A 13,432-nucleotide genomic window follows, 5' to 3' on the forward strand; every position below is an offset into this window, starting at 1 on the left:
CCGCTGGTTATACTCCCCTCCGGATAATTCATTGGCTTGTCACAAAATTGTGAGCGTACTCTGAATTGAAAACATAACGTAATGCCAAGAATCAATTTGGCATGCGACACACAGGCTGGTGCAACGCAGCGCCAGCCGAAGACCGCCCTGGAACGCAAGGAGAAACATCGTGAAATTGAAGAAACTGGCCCAGCTGATCGCCTTGATGGGGGCGGTTGCCCCTGCTGCCATGCCGCTCGTGGCGCAAGCGCAAACCGACACGTCGATGCAGCGGGTGGAAATCACCGGCTCGAGCATCAAGCGTATCGCCAAGGAGGGCGCGCTGCCGGTTGAAATCATTTCGCGCAAGCAGATCGAAGACCAGGGCATCGTCACGGCCGAGCAACTCATCGCCACGCTGAACATTAATGGCAATGGCTCGGACAACCTGGCCTCGAACGCCGATGTGACCTCGGGTGCCCAGCGCGGCAACAACGGCGCCTCCAGCGCCAACCTGCGCGGCCAGGGCTCCGATTCGACGCTGGTGCTGCTCAATGGCCGGCGCGTCGCAACGCACGGCATGAAGGGTTCGGCGGTCGACCTCAATTCGATTCCGATGGCGGCGGTGGAGCGCGTCGAAGTGCTCAAGGATGGCGCCTCGGCCGTGTATGGCACCGACGCCATCGGCGGCGTGATCAACTTCATCCTGCGCAAGAACTACAAGGGCCTGGAAGCGCAAGCCTTCACCGATGTGGCCGAGGCGAGCGGCGGCGAAATCGGCCGCGCCAGCCTCACCGGCGGCTGGGGCGACCTCGATACCCAGGGCTGGAACGTGCTGGCGACGCTGTCCCACAGCGAAAACAAGGCGCTGCGCGGCAACCAGCGTGATTTCGTCAACACCTTCCAGCCGAACCGCGGCGTGTCGGTGGACACGCGCGGTACGCCGAGCGGCAATATCTTCGCCACGACGCTGGCGCCAACGCTGCTTTCGCGCACCGGCACCGGCCCGACCCTGCCGGGCAGCAGCGTTGCCTACAACGGCATCAGCCTGCTCGACCTGCCAGGCGGCGCCGGGTGCAACAGCATCGACGGCATGGGCGCGTACGACGAAAAGCTGTGGGACACGCCGGGCGCCGCCTATGGCTGCGCCTGGGATACGGGCCGTGCCGCCGTGCTGCAGCAGCCGGTCAAGAACACCAATGCGCTGGGCCGCGCCACCTTCCGCATCGGCGAGCACGAGCTGTTTGCCGAAGGCGTGGCCTCGCGTGTCGAAGTCTCCAAGCGCTTCTCGCCGAACCAGATTTCGCCATCCGCATCGACCTTCGGCGCGAGCTCGTTCTACCCGAGCACGGGCGCTGCCTACAACGATGTCTACAACGCGCTGGTCAAGACCTTCCCCGGCATTTCGGGCAACTACGGCTTGCCGATCGCCTACCGCTGGCGCTGCATGGAGTGCGGCAACCGCGAAATCACCACCGAATCCAAGGCCGGCCGCCTGCTGGTGGGCGCCGATGGTCCGCTGACCCTGTTCGGCAACCGCTACGATTACCGCGTCGGCCTGTCGCGTGCCTACAGTGAATCCGAATCGCTGCTGGGCACCGGCTACAACTACACGGCGGCGCTGGGCCGCGTGCTCGGCTCGGGCATCGTCAACCCGTTCCTGCTGCCGGGCCAGACCCAGAGCCAGGCCGCGATCGACGCGATCCGCGCCACCTCGGCCGCAGGCGTCGTGATGTACGGCGGTAAAACGACGCTGACCCAGTTCGACGCTGCGCTGTCGGGCGAAATCTTCAAGCTGCCGGCCGGCGCCGTGATGATGGCGCTGGGTACCGACCTGCGCCGCGAAGAATACAAGTTCAATGGCGACCTGCGCGCCGCCAGTGCGCGCCCGGCGATCCTGAACGCGCCATTCGATGACGTCAATGCGCTGGCCAAGGTCAGCCGCGACATCAAGGCCGTGTATGCCGAGATGCTGGTGCCGGTCACGCAGGCGCTGGAACTGACCTTCGCCATCCGCCGCGACGATTACACGGGCTTTGGCGCGACGACCAATCCGAAGGTCTCGTTCCGCTACCAGCCGATCCCGCAACTGATGTTCCGCGGCTCGTACAACGAGGGCTTCCGCGCGCCGTCATTCAATCAGCTATTCAACGGCGTGACCGAGACCGCGTACGCCGGCAAGGACTTTGCTGACCCGGCCACTTGCCCGAGCGGCCGCGTTGACACGACAGTGGCAGGCTGCCAGGCGGTCAATCCGGTCACGCTCACCGGCGGCAAGCCGACGCTGGGGCCAGAGACCGCCAAGCAGGCCAGCCTGGGCGTGGTGTTCGAGCCGGCCGGCGGCTTCTCGGCCAATGCCGACCTGTGGGAAATCCGCAAGGAAAACACGATCGACTCGTTCAACCTCGCGACCATGGTCGCGAACTACAACCTGTTCCAGGACCAGTTCATTCGTGACGCCGCCGGCAACCTGGCGTTCGTCGACCAGCGCTGGCTGAATGCCGGCGAGCGCATCACGCGCGGCCTCGAAGTCGGCGCCCGCATGACCGGCAAGTTCAGCACCGGTTCGATCTGGGGCATCGGCATCGACGGTTCGCGCCTGCTCGAGAAGAAGTCGCGCGCCACGAAGAACGCCGCATTCGGCGAGAGCGAAATCGGCCGCTTCCTGTTCACCGGTGACCTGGGCCTGAAGTGGAAGCACAGCGCCTACGTGACATACAAGTACGGCAACTGGAGCGGCATGCTGCAGAATATCTTCCGCTCCGGTTACACCGACCAGGTGCTGCCGGGCGTGGCCAGCGGCCGCATCAAGCCGTCCGAGTACAACAGCAAAGTGGACGACTACTCGATCTTCCACCTGACCGCGAACTACACGGGCTTCAAGAACCTGACGCTCACCGCCGGCATCAAGAACATCCTGGATGAAGATCCACCGTTCGCGATTACCTACGACAGCAACACCGGCGCCGGCAGCAGCTGGGAGCCACGTGTGGCCGATCCGCGTGGCCGTTCGTTCACGATGATGGCGACCTACAAGTTCTTCTGATCGCCCTGCAATGACGGCCCGGGCCGCGTAGAAAAAGCGGGGGTCAGGTCTGACATTCGGACACGATCTCGACAGTCGTGTAGTCGGAACTAGCTGGCGCCGGGCCATGCTGATCCTGGGCAAGACACCATTGGAAGTGGCTAATGCTGAGGTCGTGTCTGAATGTCAGACCTGACCCCGGCTGTGCCCGGGCCTTTTTCATTCAGGATTGCCTACCGCGCATGAAGATCAACCGCCGCAGTTTTGGCGCCATCGCCGCCGCCATGTCCACCATCGCGTCCGGCGCTGCCGCTGCGCGCCTGCCTTCCCGTTCGATGCACAAGCTGATCAAACCCCCACGCCTGCGCCAGGGCGACGTCGTTGGCCTGATCGCGCCGGGCGGCTACACGAACGATGGCGCGATCGAGAAGGCCGTGCGCAATATCGAAGCGCTGGGTTTCAGGGTCAAGCCTGGCGCCTATCTGCGCGAGGTGTTTGGCAATTACGCGGGATCGAGCCAGCAGCGCCTGGCCGACCTGCACGCGATGTTTGCCGATCCCGAGGTCAAGGCGATCTGGCCGATCCGCGGTGGCTCGGGCTGCATCTCGTTATTGTCCGGGCTGGATTACGCGCTGATTCGCCGTAATCCGAAAGTGCTGATCGGGTATTCCGACATCACGGCGCTGCACCTGGCGATCGTCAAGCAGACGGGTCTCGTGACGTTCCATGGGCCGGTGGCCTCGTCGACGCTGACCGACTATGCGACGCAGCACATGATGGCAGTGCTCACCGAGCCGCAGGCGCGCTACACGATTCCGATGTCGCTTGAGAACGCCGAACGCGCCGCGCAGGAGCCCCACTTCGGCATCCATACCTTCACGCACGGCGTGGCGACGGGGCCGCTCATGGGCGGCAACCTGTCGATGGTCGCGGCGCTGGCCGGCACGCCATATGCGGCCGATATCGAGAACAGCATCCTGTTCCTGGAAGACGTCAACGAGGCGCCGTACCGGATCGATCGCTGGATGATGCAACTGGACCTGGCCGCTGGCTTTGCGAACGCGGCGGCGGTCGTCGTGGGGATTTGCCAGAACTGCGGGCCGGAACACGAGGACGTGTCGCTGACGCTCGAGCGCACGCTGGCGCTGCACCTGCATCCGCTGGTCATTCCAGCAGTGAGCGGCTATTCGATCGGGCATATCCGCAACCAGTGCACGCTGCCCATCGGCGTGCGCGCGAGGCTCGATACGCGGGCGGAGACGATCACGCTGCTGGAAGCGGCAGTGTCCTGAGAATTTTCTGGTGGTGCTGTTTAGCGCGGGCTTGTGACAGGTGGGTTGAACGCGTGGGCGGGAAACCCGCCCACCCTACCTCGGATATGGCGTAAGGCGCCGGCTCATCGTCACCGAGCCGTGCGACTCGCCATCGATCCGGTACAGGTCGTGCACCTCGCCGGTGACGACGAACCCGGTGCGCTCGTAGAGCCGGCGCGCCGCCAGGTTGCCCGACAGGACATCCAGGTCGACCCATTCGAGTGGCGGCGTAGCGCTGGCCCACGCCAGCGCGTGCTCGACCAGCTGGCGGCCCAGTCCCGCTTGGCGGTGGTCGCGGTGCACGCCCATGCCCAGCAGCGCGCGGTGCCCGGCGGTGATTTCGGGCCGCGCGCGCAGGTCGACATGGCCGGCGATCGCGCCCCGGGCATCGAGCGCAAGCCACATGCGGCGCCAGCGTGGCTGGCCGAACGGCACGGTAAAGCTGGCGGCAAACGACGCCGCCTTGTCGGGCGGAAGGCGTGACTGCGCGCGCGAGGCCGGCTGAAACAGCGGCACGGCGCCGCGGCCGTTTTCCTGCAGGTGCTCGTCCAGGTACATGAACAGCTGCGGCAGCTGTTCCGGCACCAACGCCTGCAGGATCAACTGGGCGGTCACAATGCGCGGGCGATCAGGATCTTCTGGATGTCGCTGGTGCCTTCGTAGATCTGGCACACGCGCACATCGCGGTAGATGCGCTCGACCGGGAAGTCGGCCACGTAACCGTAGCCGCCAAACACCTGCATCGCATCGGACACCACGCGCTCGGCCATTTCGGACGCGAACAGCTTGGCCATCGCGGCTTCTTTCAGGCAGGGCAGGCCGGCATCCTTCATCGACGCCGCATGCAGGATCAGCTGGCGCGCGGCCTCGATCTTCATCGCCATCTCGGCCAGGCGGAACTGCACCGCCTGGTGCTCGAAGATTGGTTTACCAAAGCTTTCGCGGTCTTTCGCGTACGCCAGCGCCGCCTCATACGCGGCGCGCGCCATGCCGACCGCCTGCGAGGCGATGCCGATGCGGCCACCCTCCAGGCCCGACAGCGCGATCTTGTAGCCCATGCCTTCTTCGCCGATCAGGTTCTCCAGCGGGATGCGGCAATTGTCGAACACGATCTGCGCCGTGTCCGACGAGTGCTGGCCCATCTTGTGTTCGACGCCGGCCACGATGTAGCCGGGCGTGTTGGTCGGCACCCAGAACGCGCTGATGCCCCTCTTGCCGGCCGCCTTGTCGGTGACGGCCATGACGATCGCCACATCGCCGTATTTGCCGCTGGTGATGAATTGCTTGGTGCCGTTGATGACGTAATGCTCGCCATCGCGCACGGCGGTCGTGCGCAGCGCCGCGGCATCGCTGCCGGTGTGCGGCTCGGTCAGCGCGAACGCGCCCAGCAGCTCGCCCTGCGCCAGGGGCCGCAGCCACTGCTGTTTCTGCGCTTCGCTCGCGTACATCATCGCGATGCTGCACACCGGGCAGTTGTTGACCGAGATGATGGTGGAGACGCCGCCATCACCGGCGGCGATTTCTTCAAGTACCAGCGCGAGCGCCACATAATCCAGGCCGGCGCCGCCGTATTGTTCCGGCACCGCCACGCCGAAGGCGCCCAGCGCCGCCAGTTCGTCCAGTTCTTCGCGCGGGAAGTGGTGGTCACGGTCCCAGCGCGCAGCGTTGGGGGCCAGGCGCTCCTGGGCAAAGCTGCGCAGGGCGTCGCGGATCATCTGGTGTTCGTCGGACAGGATCATGGGGTCTCGTTATCGTGTGTTACCAGGCGATCGGCTCGCCGTCGTGGTTCAGGAAACTGCCGTTGGCGCCCGCGTCCACCCTGGCCAGCGTGGCGCGCAGATCGCGCACGCTGTCGTGCACGGTGAGCGCCGCGCCGCTGCCGCCCATGTCGGTCTGGACCCAGCCCGGATGGAAGGCGATGCAGGTCACGCCTTGCGCGCCGTAGGTGATCGAGGCATCCTTGAGCACCGAGTTGAGCGCGGCCTTGCTGGCGCGGTACAGCGTGCCGTTGCTGCCCGAGCGCTCGCCGATGGAGCCCATGCGCGACGAGAGCACGGCCAGCTTGCCTTTCGCATCGACCAGCAGGGGCGCGACCACCGGGATCAGGCGCATCGCCGCGAGCACATTGGTGTGCATGACGGCGTCGAAATCGGGGCCGGTCGGAAAACTTCCTTTACCCGGGCCATACACGCCGGCCACCAGCCAGGCGCTGTCGATCTTTTCGTCGTCCAGGCGCCAGGCCAGCGCGGCGATCGATGCGGCATCGAGCACGTCGAGCTGGTGCGCTTCGGCGCCCAGTGCGACGAGGCCAGCGCAGTCTTCCTGCTTGCGTGCGGTGGCGATGACGCGCCAGCCATCCTGGCGATATTGGGCAGCCAGTTCATGGCCAATGCCGCGCGAGGCGCCGACGATCAATGCGGTGGGCATGCTGCATTCCTTGTGAAGGGTTGAATATTCAAGACCTTCAATAGTCGCATGCTTTGTTCATCGTTGCAGCGCATCGCGGGCGGGCTTATACCAGCTCGATTGCCATTGCCGTGGCCTCGCCGCCGCCGATGCACAGCGCCGCCACACCGCGCTTGCCACCCGTGCGCTTGAGCGCGCCGAGCAGCGTGACGACGATGCGCGCGCCGGAGGCGCCGATCGGGTGGCCCAGTGCGCAGGCGCCGCCGTGCACATTGACCTTCTCGTGCGGGATGTCCAGGTCGCGCATCGCCGCCATCGGCACCGCAGCGAAGGCTTCGTTGATTTCGTACAGGTCGACGTCGCCCGCAGTCCAGCCGGTTTTCTTGAACAGCTTCTGCATCGCGCCGATCGGGGCGGTGGTAAACAGGTTCGGCTCTTGCGCATGGGTGGCGTGACCGAGCACGCGCGCAATCGGCGTCAGGCCGAGTGTTTTTGCGGTCGATTCGCGCATCATCACGAGGGCGGCGGCGCCGTCGTTGATCGACGACGACGAGGCGGCAGTGACGGTGCCATCTTTCTTGAAGGCGGGCTTCAATGACGGGATCTTGTCGATCCTGGCCTTGAGCGGGCCTTCGTCCTTGTCGATGACGGTCTCGCCGGCGCGGCTGGTCACGCTGACAGGCGCGATTTCCCAATCGAAGCCGCCGCTGGTCGCGGCGGCCTGCGCGCGCTTGACCGAGGCAATCGCGAACGCATCCTGCTCTTCGCGCGTGAAGCCGTAGCTGGCCACGCACTCTTCGGCGAAGGTGCCCATCGAGCGGCCTTCGCCGGTTTTTTCGTTGCGCGAGTAGGCGTCTTCGAGGCCGTCGAGCATCATGTGGTCGAACATCGGTGCGTGGCCGATGCGGTAGCCGCCGCGCGCCTTCGGGATCAGGTAGGGCGCACCGGTCATCGATTCCATGCCGCCGGCAACGACGACGTCGGCGCTGCCGGCCACCAGCTGGTCGTGCGCGAAGATGGCCGCCTGCATCGCCGAGCCGCACATCTTGGAGAGCGTCACGGCGCCGGTGGACATCGGCAGGCCGGCCTTGATCAGCGCCTGGCGCGCCGGGGCCTGGCCCTGGCCGGCCATCAGGCAGTTGCCGAAGTAGACGTGTTCGACGGCCGCAGGATCCACGCCCGCGCGCTGCACGGCGGCCTGGATCGCGACCGCGCCCAGGTCACTTGCGCTCTTGCTGGAAAAATCGCCCTGGAAGGCGCCCATCGGGGTGCGCGCGGCGCCGACGATAACGACTGGATCGTTCATGGTATGGGTCTCCGAATCTGAAAGGATTACATGGTCTCGCCGAACAGCTCGCGGCCGATCAGCATGCGGCGGATTTCGCTGGTACCGGCGCCGATTTCGTACAGCTTGGCGTCACGCCACAGGCGCCCGACCGGGTATTCATTGATGTAGCCATTGCCACCCAGCGTCTGGATCGCTTCGCCAGCCATCCACGTGGCTTTTTCGGCGCTGTACAGGATGGCGCCGGCGGCGTCCTTGCGCAGGGCGCGGATCTGCTCCGGCCCCGTGGCGCGGTCGCACGCCTGGCCGACCGCATACACGTAAGCGCGGCACGCCATCATGGTCGAGTACATGTCGGCGATCTTGCCCTGCATGAGCTGGAACTCGCCAATGGCCTGGCCGAACTGCTTGCGGTCGTGGATGTACGGCACCACCACGTCCATGCAGGCCGACATGATGCCCAGCGGCCCGCCCGAGAGCACGCTGCGCTCGAAGTCCAGGCCCGACATCAGGACATTGACGCCCTTGCCGAGGCCGCCCAGCACGTTCTCGAGCGGCACTTCGCAATCCTGGAACACCAGTTCGCCCGTGTGCGAACCGCGCATGCCGAGCTTGTCGAGCTTTTGCGCGATCGAGAACCCTTTAAAACCTTTTTCGATCAGGAAGGCGGTCATGCCGCGCGCGCCCGCCTCGGGGTCGGTCTTGGCGTAGACGACCAGCGTGTCGGCATCGGGGCCGTTGGTGATCCACATCTTGGTGCCGTTCAGCACGTAGCGGTCGCCCTTGAGCTCGGCGCGCAGGCGCATGCTGACCACGTCCGAGCCAGCGTTTGGCTCGGACATGGCCAGCGCACCGATGTGCTCGCCCGAGATCAGCTTGGGCAGGTAGCGCTGCTTTTGCGCTTCGGTGCCGTTGCGCTTGATCTGGTTCACGCACAGGTTCGAGTGGGCGCCGTACGACAGGCCGACCGAGGCCGAAGCGCGCGAGATTTCTTCCATCGCCACGATGTGGGCCAGGTAGCCCATGTTCGCGCCGCCGTATTCCTCGCTTACCGTGATGCCCAGCAGGCCAAGCTCGCCCATCTTTTTCCACAAATCCATCGGGAACTGGTCGCTGCGGTCGATCTCGGCAGCGCGCGGTGCGATTTCGCTGGCGGCGAAGTGCTGGACGGCTTCGCGCAGCGCGGCGATGTCGTCGCCATGGTCAAAAGTCAGGCCTGGAAGGTGCAGCATGTCGTCCTCGCGGTGAACAGTGGGTGGAAAATTAAGAAAGGGTGCGCGTCAATCATACTCGCGTGTTACGTTAACGTAAACGTCAAACAGCGGGCAAAAATAAGGCGCGGAAAAATCGTGGCCGCGCCGGTTCGATGTGCGCGCCCGGCGACTCAGGCGGCGTCGCGGCCTGCGTTGGCCTCGCGGGTGCCGTGATTGCCGCCCAGCAGGCGACGGCATTCGTCTTCATGGGCGACGATTTCTTCCAGCGCCATCTCGATGTCGGCGCGCTGCTGCTCGAGTGTTACGCGCTGCTGGCCCAGCACGGCGAGGAAGCGGTCGATTTGTGCCTGCGTGTCTTTGGGCGACTCGTACATGTCGACGATGCTCTTGATCTCGGATAGCGTCAAACCCAGGCGCTTGCCGCGCAGCGTCAGTTTCAGGCGCGTGCGGTCGCGCGGCGTATAGACACGGTTGCGGCCGCCCACGCCTTCGCGTTTCGGACTGAGCAGTCCCTGGTCTTCATAGAAACGGATGGCCCGAGCAGTGATGTCGAATTCGCGCGCCAGTTCGGCGATGGTGTAGGTAGTTGGCATGAGGTTTTGTAGCAGTTGGGAAACAACCAAAAATCGCGTAAAATCGAAACAAGCAGTAACTTCCGTTAACGTAAATTGCCGTTGCGTCGTATTGTAGCGCGCCCGCCGTTGTGCCAGAAAAGGAAAGATTTGCATGAATGCGCTTGAATCCCAGCTGTCGTATGCGTTCGGCGACACGATCCCGTTACCGGGGGCCGTTACCGAGATCGTACCGGGCCTGTACTGGGCCCGCATGCCGCTGCCATTTGCGCTGGACCACGTCAATCTGTGGCTGCTGCGCGACGACGTGGAGCAGGATGGGGCGATGCGCGCCGGGTGGAGCGTGATCGATACCGGCGCCGGGACCGACGCAACCCGCGCCGGCTGGGAACAGCTGCTGGCCACTGGACTGGACGGACAAGCGCTGGTACGGGTCATCGCCACCCACTGCCACCCCGATCACGTCGGACTGGCTGGCTGGCTATGCGAGCGTTTCGGCGCGCCGTTCTGGACCACGACGGGTGAATTCGGCTTCATGCGCATGATGGCGGCCGCGCTGCCGGGCGTGGACGGCCCGTCGGCCATCCCGCATTTCGAGCGCCACGGCTTGCGCGACGCGGCGATGCTGGACCAGATGGGCAGCCGCCGCAATTACTATCCGTCACTGGTGCCGACCGTGCCGCTGGCCTATACCCGGTTGCAGGACAAGCAAGATGTCACAATTGGCGGTCAATTGTGGCGCGTGATCACCGGCTTTGGTCACTCGCCCGAACACGCCTCGCTGTACTGCGCGCACCGGAACATCCTGGTGTCGGGCGACATGGTCTTGCCGCGCATTTCGACGAACGTGTCCGTGTTTGCCGTGGAGCCTGATGGCAACCCGCTGCAACTGTATCTGGACTCGCTCGGCAAGTTCGCCGACCTGCCCGACGACGTATTGGTGCTGCCGTCCCACGGCAAGCCGTTTCGCGGGCTGCACACGCGCATCCGGCAGTTGCGCGAGCACCATGTCGACCGGCTGGCCGAGGTGCTCGCTGCCTGCGCTGTCCCCCAGTCGGCAACCGATATCGTGCCCATCATGTTCCGGCGGCCGCTCGATGCGCACCAGCTCAGTTTCGCACTCGGCGAGGCGCTCGCGCATCTGCACAAGCTTTGGTATGACGGTCAATTGACCCGTGTGACAAATGCCGATGGCGTGTTAGTTTTCACGCGAAATTAACACCGGATATGTCACCACCGGATACATATTGAACAGGACAGGCATTCTCTTGAACTGTTCTAATTAATGATACGTAGTTGCTGCATGCTCTATAAGCCAACTTTAACTACCAACTGTTCTTGTGAAAATTGCTGTTGGGAATAAGGTAAATTGCGTGTAAAACTATTAAAAAACCACATCTTTGTTACTTATTAGTTGTATAGTGTAAAGATGAGGTTTCTCGTCTGGAAGAACCTTCCTCTATCCAACAACAAGTACCGCAATGAATTCAACCAACGAACGGGAGAGCTTTAGCGAACGCCTCCAGCATGCCCTGAAGAACGCTCACTACTCCCCGGACAGCCCCACGCGTCTGGCGCGAGAATTTAATATCCGCTTTGAAGGTCGCCCGATCACGGTTCATGCCGCCCGCAAGTGGCTGGTGGGCGAAGCCATTCCAACCCAGGAAAAATTGCGCATGATCGCCCAGTGGCTGGGCGTGCCTGCCGACTGGTTGCGTTTTGGCGGCGCCGAGCAGGCTGCCGGCGACGCCGGTGCTGCCAGCGCACGCTTCGAATCGGCCGACGTCAAGTTGATCGCCGACCTGCAGCGCCTCGATGAACACCATCGCCAGCTGGCGCGCGAATTCATTCGCATGCTGGTGCGTGTGAATCACACGAAGCCGGAAGCGAAGTAAACCGCCATCGCAGTAGCGTTATTGCTGGTTTGCACTTTTGTTGTGCAGAACGGTACAAATGGGCTGGTCTGGTCCATAATCTGATCAGGTGGCAGCGGTTTCCGCCACCGATTCAGGTTGACCAGGAGCAGCTGACGCATGCGAAACAACTACGCCAATACCGCCCAGCTCAAGGATTTGATGACGGTGCCGCCAATGACGGCAGCGCGTCATGCTGAGCTGATGCGAGAACGCAACGCCCGGCGGCGAATGCTCGAAGAAGCGCGTGACTTGAAAAAGTCGGAAGATAACCGTTACGACGACAAACGCTGAAATAACCCATGCCGGCGCAAGCCGGCATGGCGGTTCATTCTGCCCGGTCGTTCTGTTCACCCTTCATGCCGCCCCAGCGCGCGGCCTGACTATTTTCTATCCCCAGCAGGTCCACGACACGGTCTACCGTGTGTTCGACCATGTCCGCGATCGTCGCAGGCCGGTGGTAAAAGCTCGGCAATGGCGGAAAGATGATGCCGCCCATTTCGGTCACCGCCGTCATATTGCGCAAGTGGGCCAGGTTGAACGGGGTTTCGCGCACCATCAGCACCAGGCGCCGGCGTTCCTTCAGGATCACGTCGGCAGCACGCGTGACGAGGTTGTCCGCGAAACCGTGGGCCACGGCGGCCAGTGTCTTCATCGAGCAGGGCGCGACGACCATGCCGTCAACCTGATACGACCCGCTGGCGATCGATGCACCAATATCGCGGTTGCGATGCACGACGTGGGCCAGCGCTTCGACGTCCCGTCGCTGCAGGCCGAGTTCCTGGTGCAGGGTCAGGGTGGCGGCGTCGGAAATGATCAGGTGACTTTCGATGCCAGGCGTTGCGTGCAGCCGCTTGAGCAGCTGCACGCCATAGGTTGCGCCGGTCGCGCCAGTGAGGGCGACGACAATCCTGCGTGGGCGCTCAGCCATGCAATCAGCCGTTTTTCAGCAGGGTCTGCAGTTCGCCGGATTCGTACATCTCGTTCATGATGTCGGTGCCGCCGATGAACTCGCCGTTCACGTACAGCTGCGGCACGGTTGGCCAGTTCGAGAAGTCCTTGATACCCTGACGCACTTCAGCATCGTCCAGCACATTGACGGTGGCGACGTTGTCGACGCCGCACGCTTTCAGCAGCTGGATGGCACGGCCGGAGAAGCCGCACTGTGGGAACTGCGCGGTGCCTTTCATGAACAGCACGACCGGGGTCGAGGTCACGGTGTCTTTGATCCAGGTTTGAACGTCGCTCATTTGATGTGTGCCTTTTGGAGAGGAATGGGTAGATGGCGCCATTCTATAAGAATTCGTCGTTGACGGCATCGGTGACCATGACGACGCTGCCGTATCATGCCCCGCTTCAAGATGACGGAAAACACGATGAAGAATACGTTCGCTACCTTGCCCATTGCGGCCCTGTGGGTTTTTGCAGCGCTGCTGGGCTTGCCGGCGCTGTATGACGGCGCCAATGCATTGCGGGGTGGCCGCGCGGTCGATATCTTCGTCCAGGTCGGCCCTTTGATGATGGCGCTGTTTCTGGCCTGGTGCGCGCTGCAGCGGCGCGCCGGCCGGCTCGCACTCCTGACGTCGCCGCGCGTCACGCTGATCGGCTTCATCTGCTTCGGCGCCTTCGCCGGATGCTTCCTGATCAAGCTGGTGCTGCGCAACACGACCCTGTTCGCCTGAGCCCCTAGCCGCTGTGTCAGTGCCTGCCTCAGTGCCTGCGCCC

The 13,432-nt window shown here is 63.7% G+C and carries 14 protein-coding genes; 6 read left to right on the forward strand and 8 right to left on the reverse strand.

Annotated features, from left to right (window positions below):
• Nucleotides 1-169: 169 nt before the first annotated feature.
• Together RCH14_RS09430 and RCH14_RS09435 are read left to right on the forward strand one after the other, a co-directional pair.
• Nucleotides 170-3,025 carry a TonB-dependent receptor domain-containing protein gene (locus tag RCH14_RS09430; RefSeq protein WP_343025867.1) on the forward strand — a complete coding sequence of 952 codons (2,856 nt, stop codon included), beginning with the start codon at nt 170-172 and terminating at the stop codon, nt 3,023-3,025.
• 221 nt (nt 3,026-3,246) lie between these two features.
• On the forward strand, nt 3,247-4,296 hold the full coding sequence (locus RCH14_RS09435) for an LD-carboxypeptidase (RefSeq protein WP_343025868.1): 1,050 nt from the start codon (nt 3,247-3,249) through the stop codon (nt 4,294-4,296).
• Nucleotides 4,297-4,371: 75 nt separating this feature from the next.
• On the opposite strand, the gene RCH14_RS09440 is transcribed toward RCH14_RS09435, so the two are convergent.
• The 6 genes from RCH14_RS09440 to RCH14_RS09465 form a co-directional block, all read right to left on the reverse strand.
• Complete coding sequence (locus tag RCH14_RS09440) at nt 4,372-4,932, reverse strand: GNAT family N-acetyltransferase (protein WP_343025869.1); 561 nt, start codon at nt 4,930-4,932, stop codon at nt 4,372-4,374.
• Nucleotides 4,929-6,056, reverse strand: a complete 1,128-nt coding sequence (locus RCH14_RS09445) for an acyl-CoA dehydrogenase family protein (protein ID WP_343025870.1) — start codon at nt 6,054-6,056, stop codon at nt 4,929-4,931. Before RCH14_RS09445 ends, RCH14_RS09440 begins: the two co-directional genes overlap by 4 nt.
• Nucleotides 6,057-6,075: 19 nt before the next feature.
• Complete coding sequence (locus RCH14_RS09450; RefSeq protein ID WP_343025871.1) at nt 6,076-6,744, reverse strand: SDR family oxidoreductase; 669 nt, start codon at nt 6,742-6,744, stop codon at nt 6,076-6,078.
• An 85-nt stretch (nt 6,745-6,829) separates the two neighbouring features.
• A complete protein-coding gene (locus tag RCH14_RS09455) occupies nt 6,830-8,029 on the reverse strand; it encodes an acetyl-CoA C-acyltransferase (RefSeq protein WP_343025872.1) in 1,200 nt (399 codons plus the stop codon).
• 26 nt (nt 8,030-8,055) lie between these two features.
• Complete coding sequence (locus tag RCH14_RS09460) at nt 8,056-9,240, reverse strand: isovaleryl-CoA dehydrogenase (RefSeq protein WP_343025873.1); 1,185 nt, start codon at nt 9,238-9,240, stop codon at nt 8,056-8,058.
• Between the two features lie 152 nt (nt 9,241-9,392).
• Nucleotides 9,393-9,815 carry a MerR family DNA-binding transcriptional regulator gene (locus tag RCH14_RS09465; protein WP_343025874.1) on the reverse strand — a complete coding sequence of 141 codons (423 nt, stop codon included), beginning with the start codon at nt 9,813-9,815 and terminating at the stop codon, nt 9,393-9,395.
• A 133-nt stretch (nt 9,816-9,948) separates the two neighbouring features.
• Between RCH14_RS09465 and RCH14_RS09470 the strand changes: the two genes are divergently transcribed.
• From RCH14_RS09470 to RCH14_RS09480, 3 genes are all read left to right on the forward strand, one after another.
• Nucleotides 9,949-11,013, forward strand: a complete 1,065-nt coding sequence (locus RCH14_RS09470) for an MBL fold metallo-hydrolase (protein WP_343025875.1) — start codon at nt 9,949-9,951, stop codon at nt 11,011-11,013.
• A gap of 262 nt (nt 11,014-11,275) precedes the next feature.
• Nucleotides 11,276-11,689 (forward strand): hypothetical protein, encoded by a 414-nt coding sequence (locus RCH14_RS09475; protein WP_343025876.1) that lies wholly within the window; start codon nt 11,276-11,278, stop codon nt 11,687-11,689.
• A gap of 138 nt (nt 11,690-11,827) precedes the next feature.
• A complete protein-coding gene (locus tag RCH14_RS09480) occupies nt 11,828-12,001 on the forward strand; it encodes a hypothetical protein (protein ID WP_183555071.1) in 174 nt (57 codons plus the stop codon).
• Between the two features lie 34 nt (nt 12,002-12,035).
• Here the strand turns inward: RCH14_RS09480 and RCH14_RS09485 are convergent, their stop codons facing one another.
• Together RCH14_RS09485 and grxD are read right to left on the reverse strand one after the other, a co-directional pair.
• On the reverse strand, nt 12,036-12,638 hold the full coding sequence (locus tag RCH14_RS09485) for a UbiX family flavin prenyltransferase (RefSeq protein ID WP_343025877.1): 603 nt from the start codon (nt 12,636-12,638) through the stop codon (nt 12,036-12,038).
• Nucleotides 12,639-12,642: 4 nt separating this feature from the next.
• On the reverse strand, nt 12,643-12,957 hold the full coding sequence (gene grxD / locus RCH14_RS09490) for a Grx4 family monothiol glutaredoxin (protein WP_343025878.1): 315 nt from the start codon (nt 12,955-12,957) through the stop codon (nt 12,643-12,645).
• Nucleotides 12,958-13,083: 126 nt separating this feature from the next.
• Here grxD and RCH14_RS09495 point away from each other — a divergent pair, with 126 nt between their 5' ends.
• Entirely contained in the window at nt 13,084-13,389 is a 306-nt protein-coding gene (locus RCH14_RS09495; RefSeq protein ID WP_343025879.1) for a hypothetical protein, read from the forward strand.
• Nucleotides 13,390-13,432: the final 43 nt, after the last annotated feature.

Source organism: Massilia sp. MP_M2 (assembly GCF_039123635.1).
Lineage (GTDB): Bacteria > Pseudomonadota > Gammaproteobacteria > Burkholderiales > Burkholderiaceae_D > Telluria.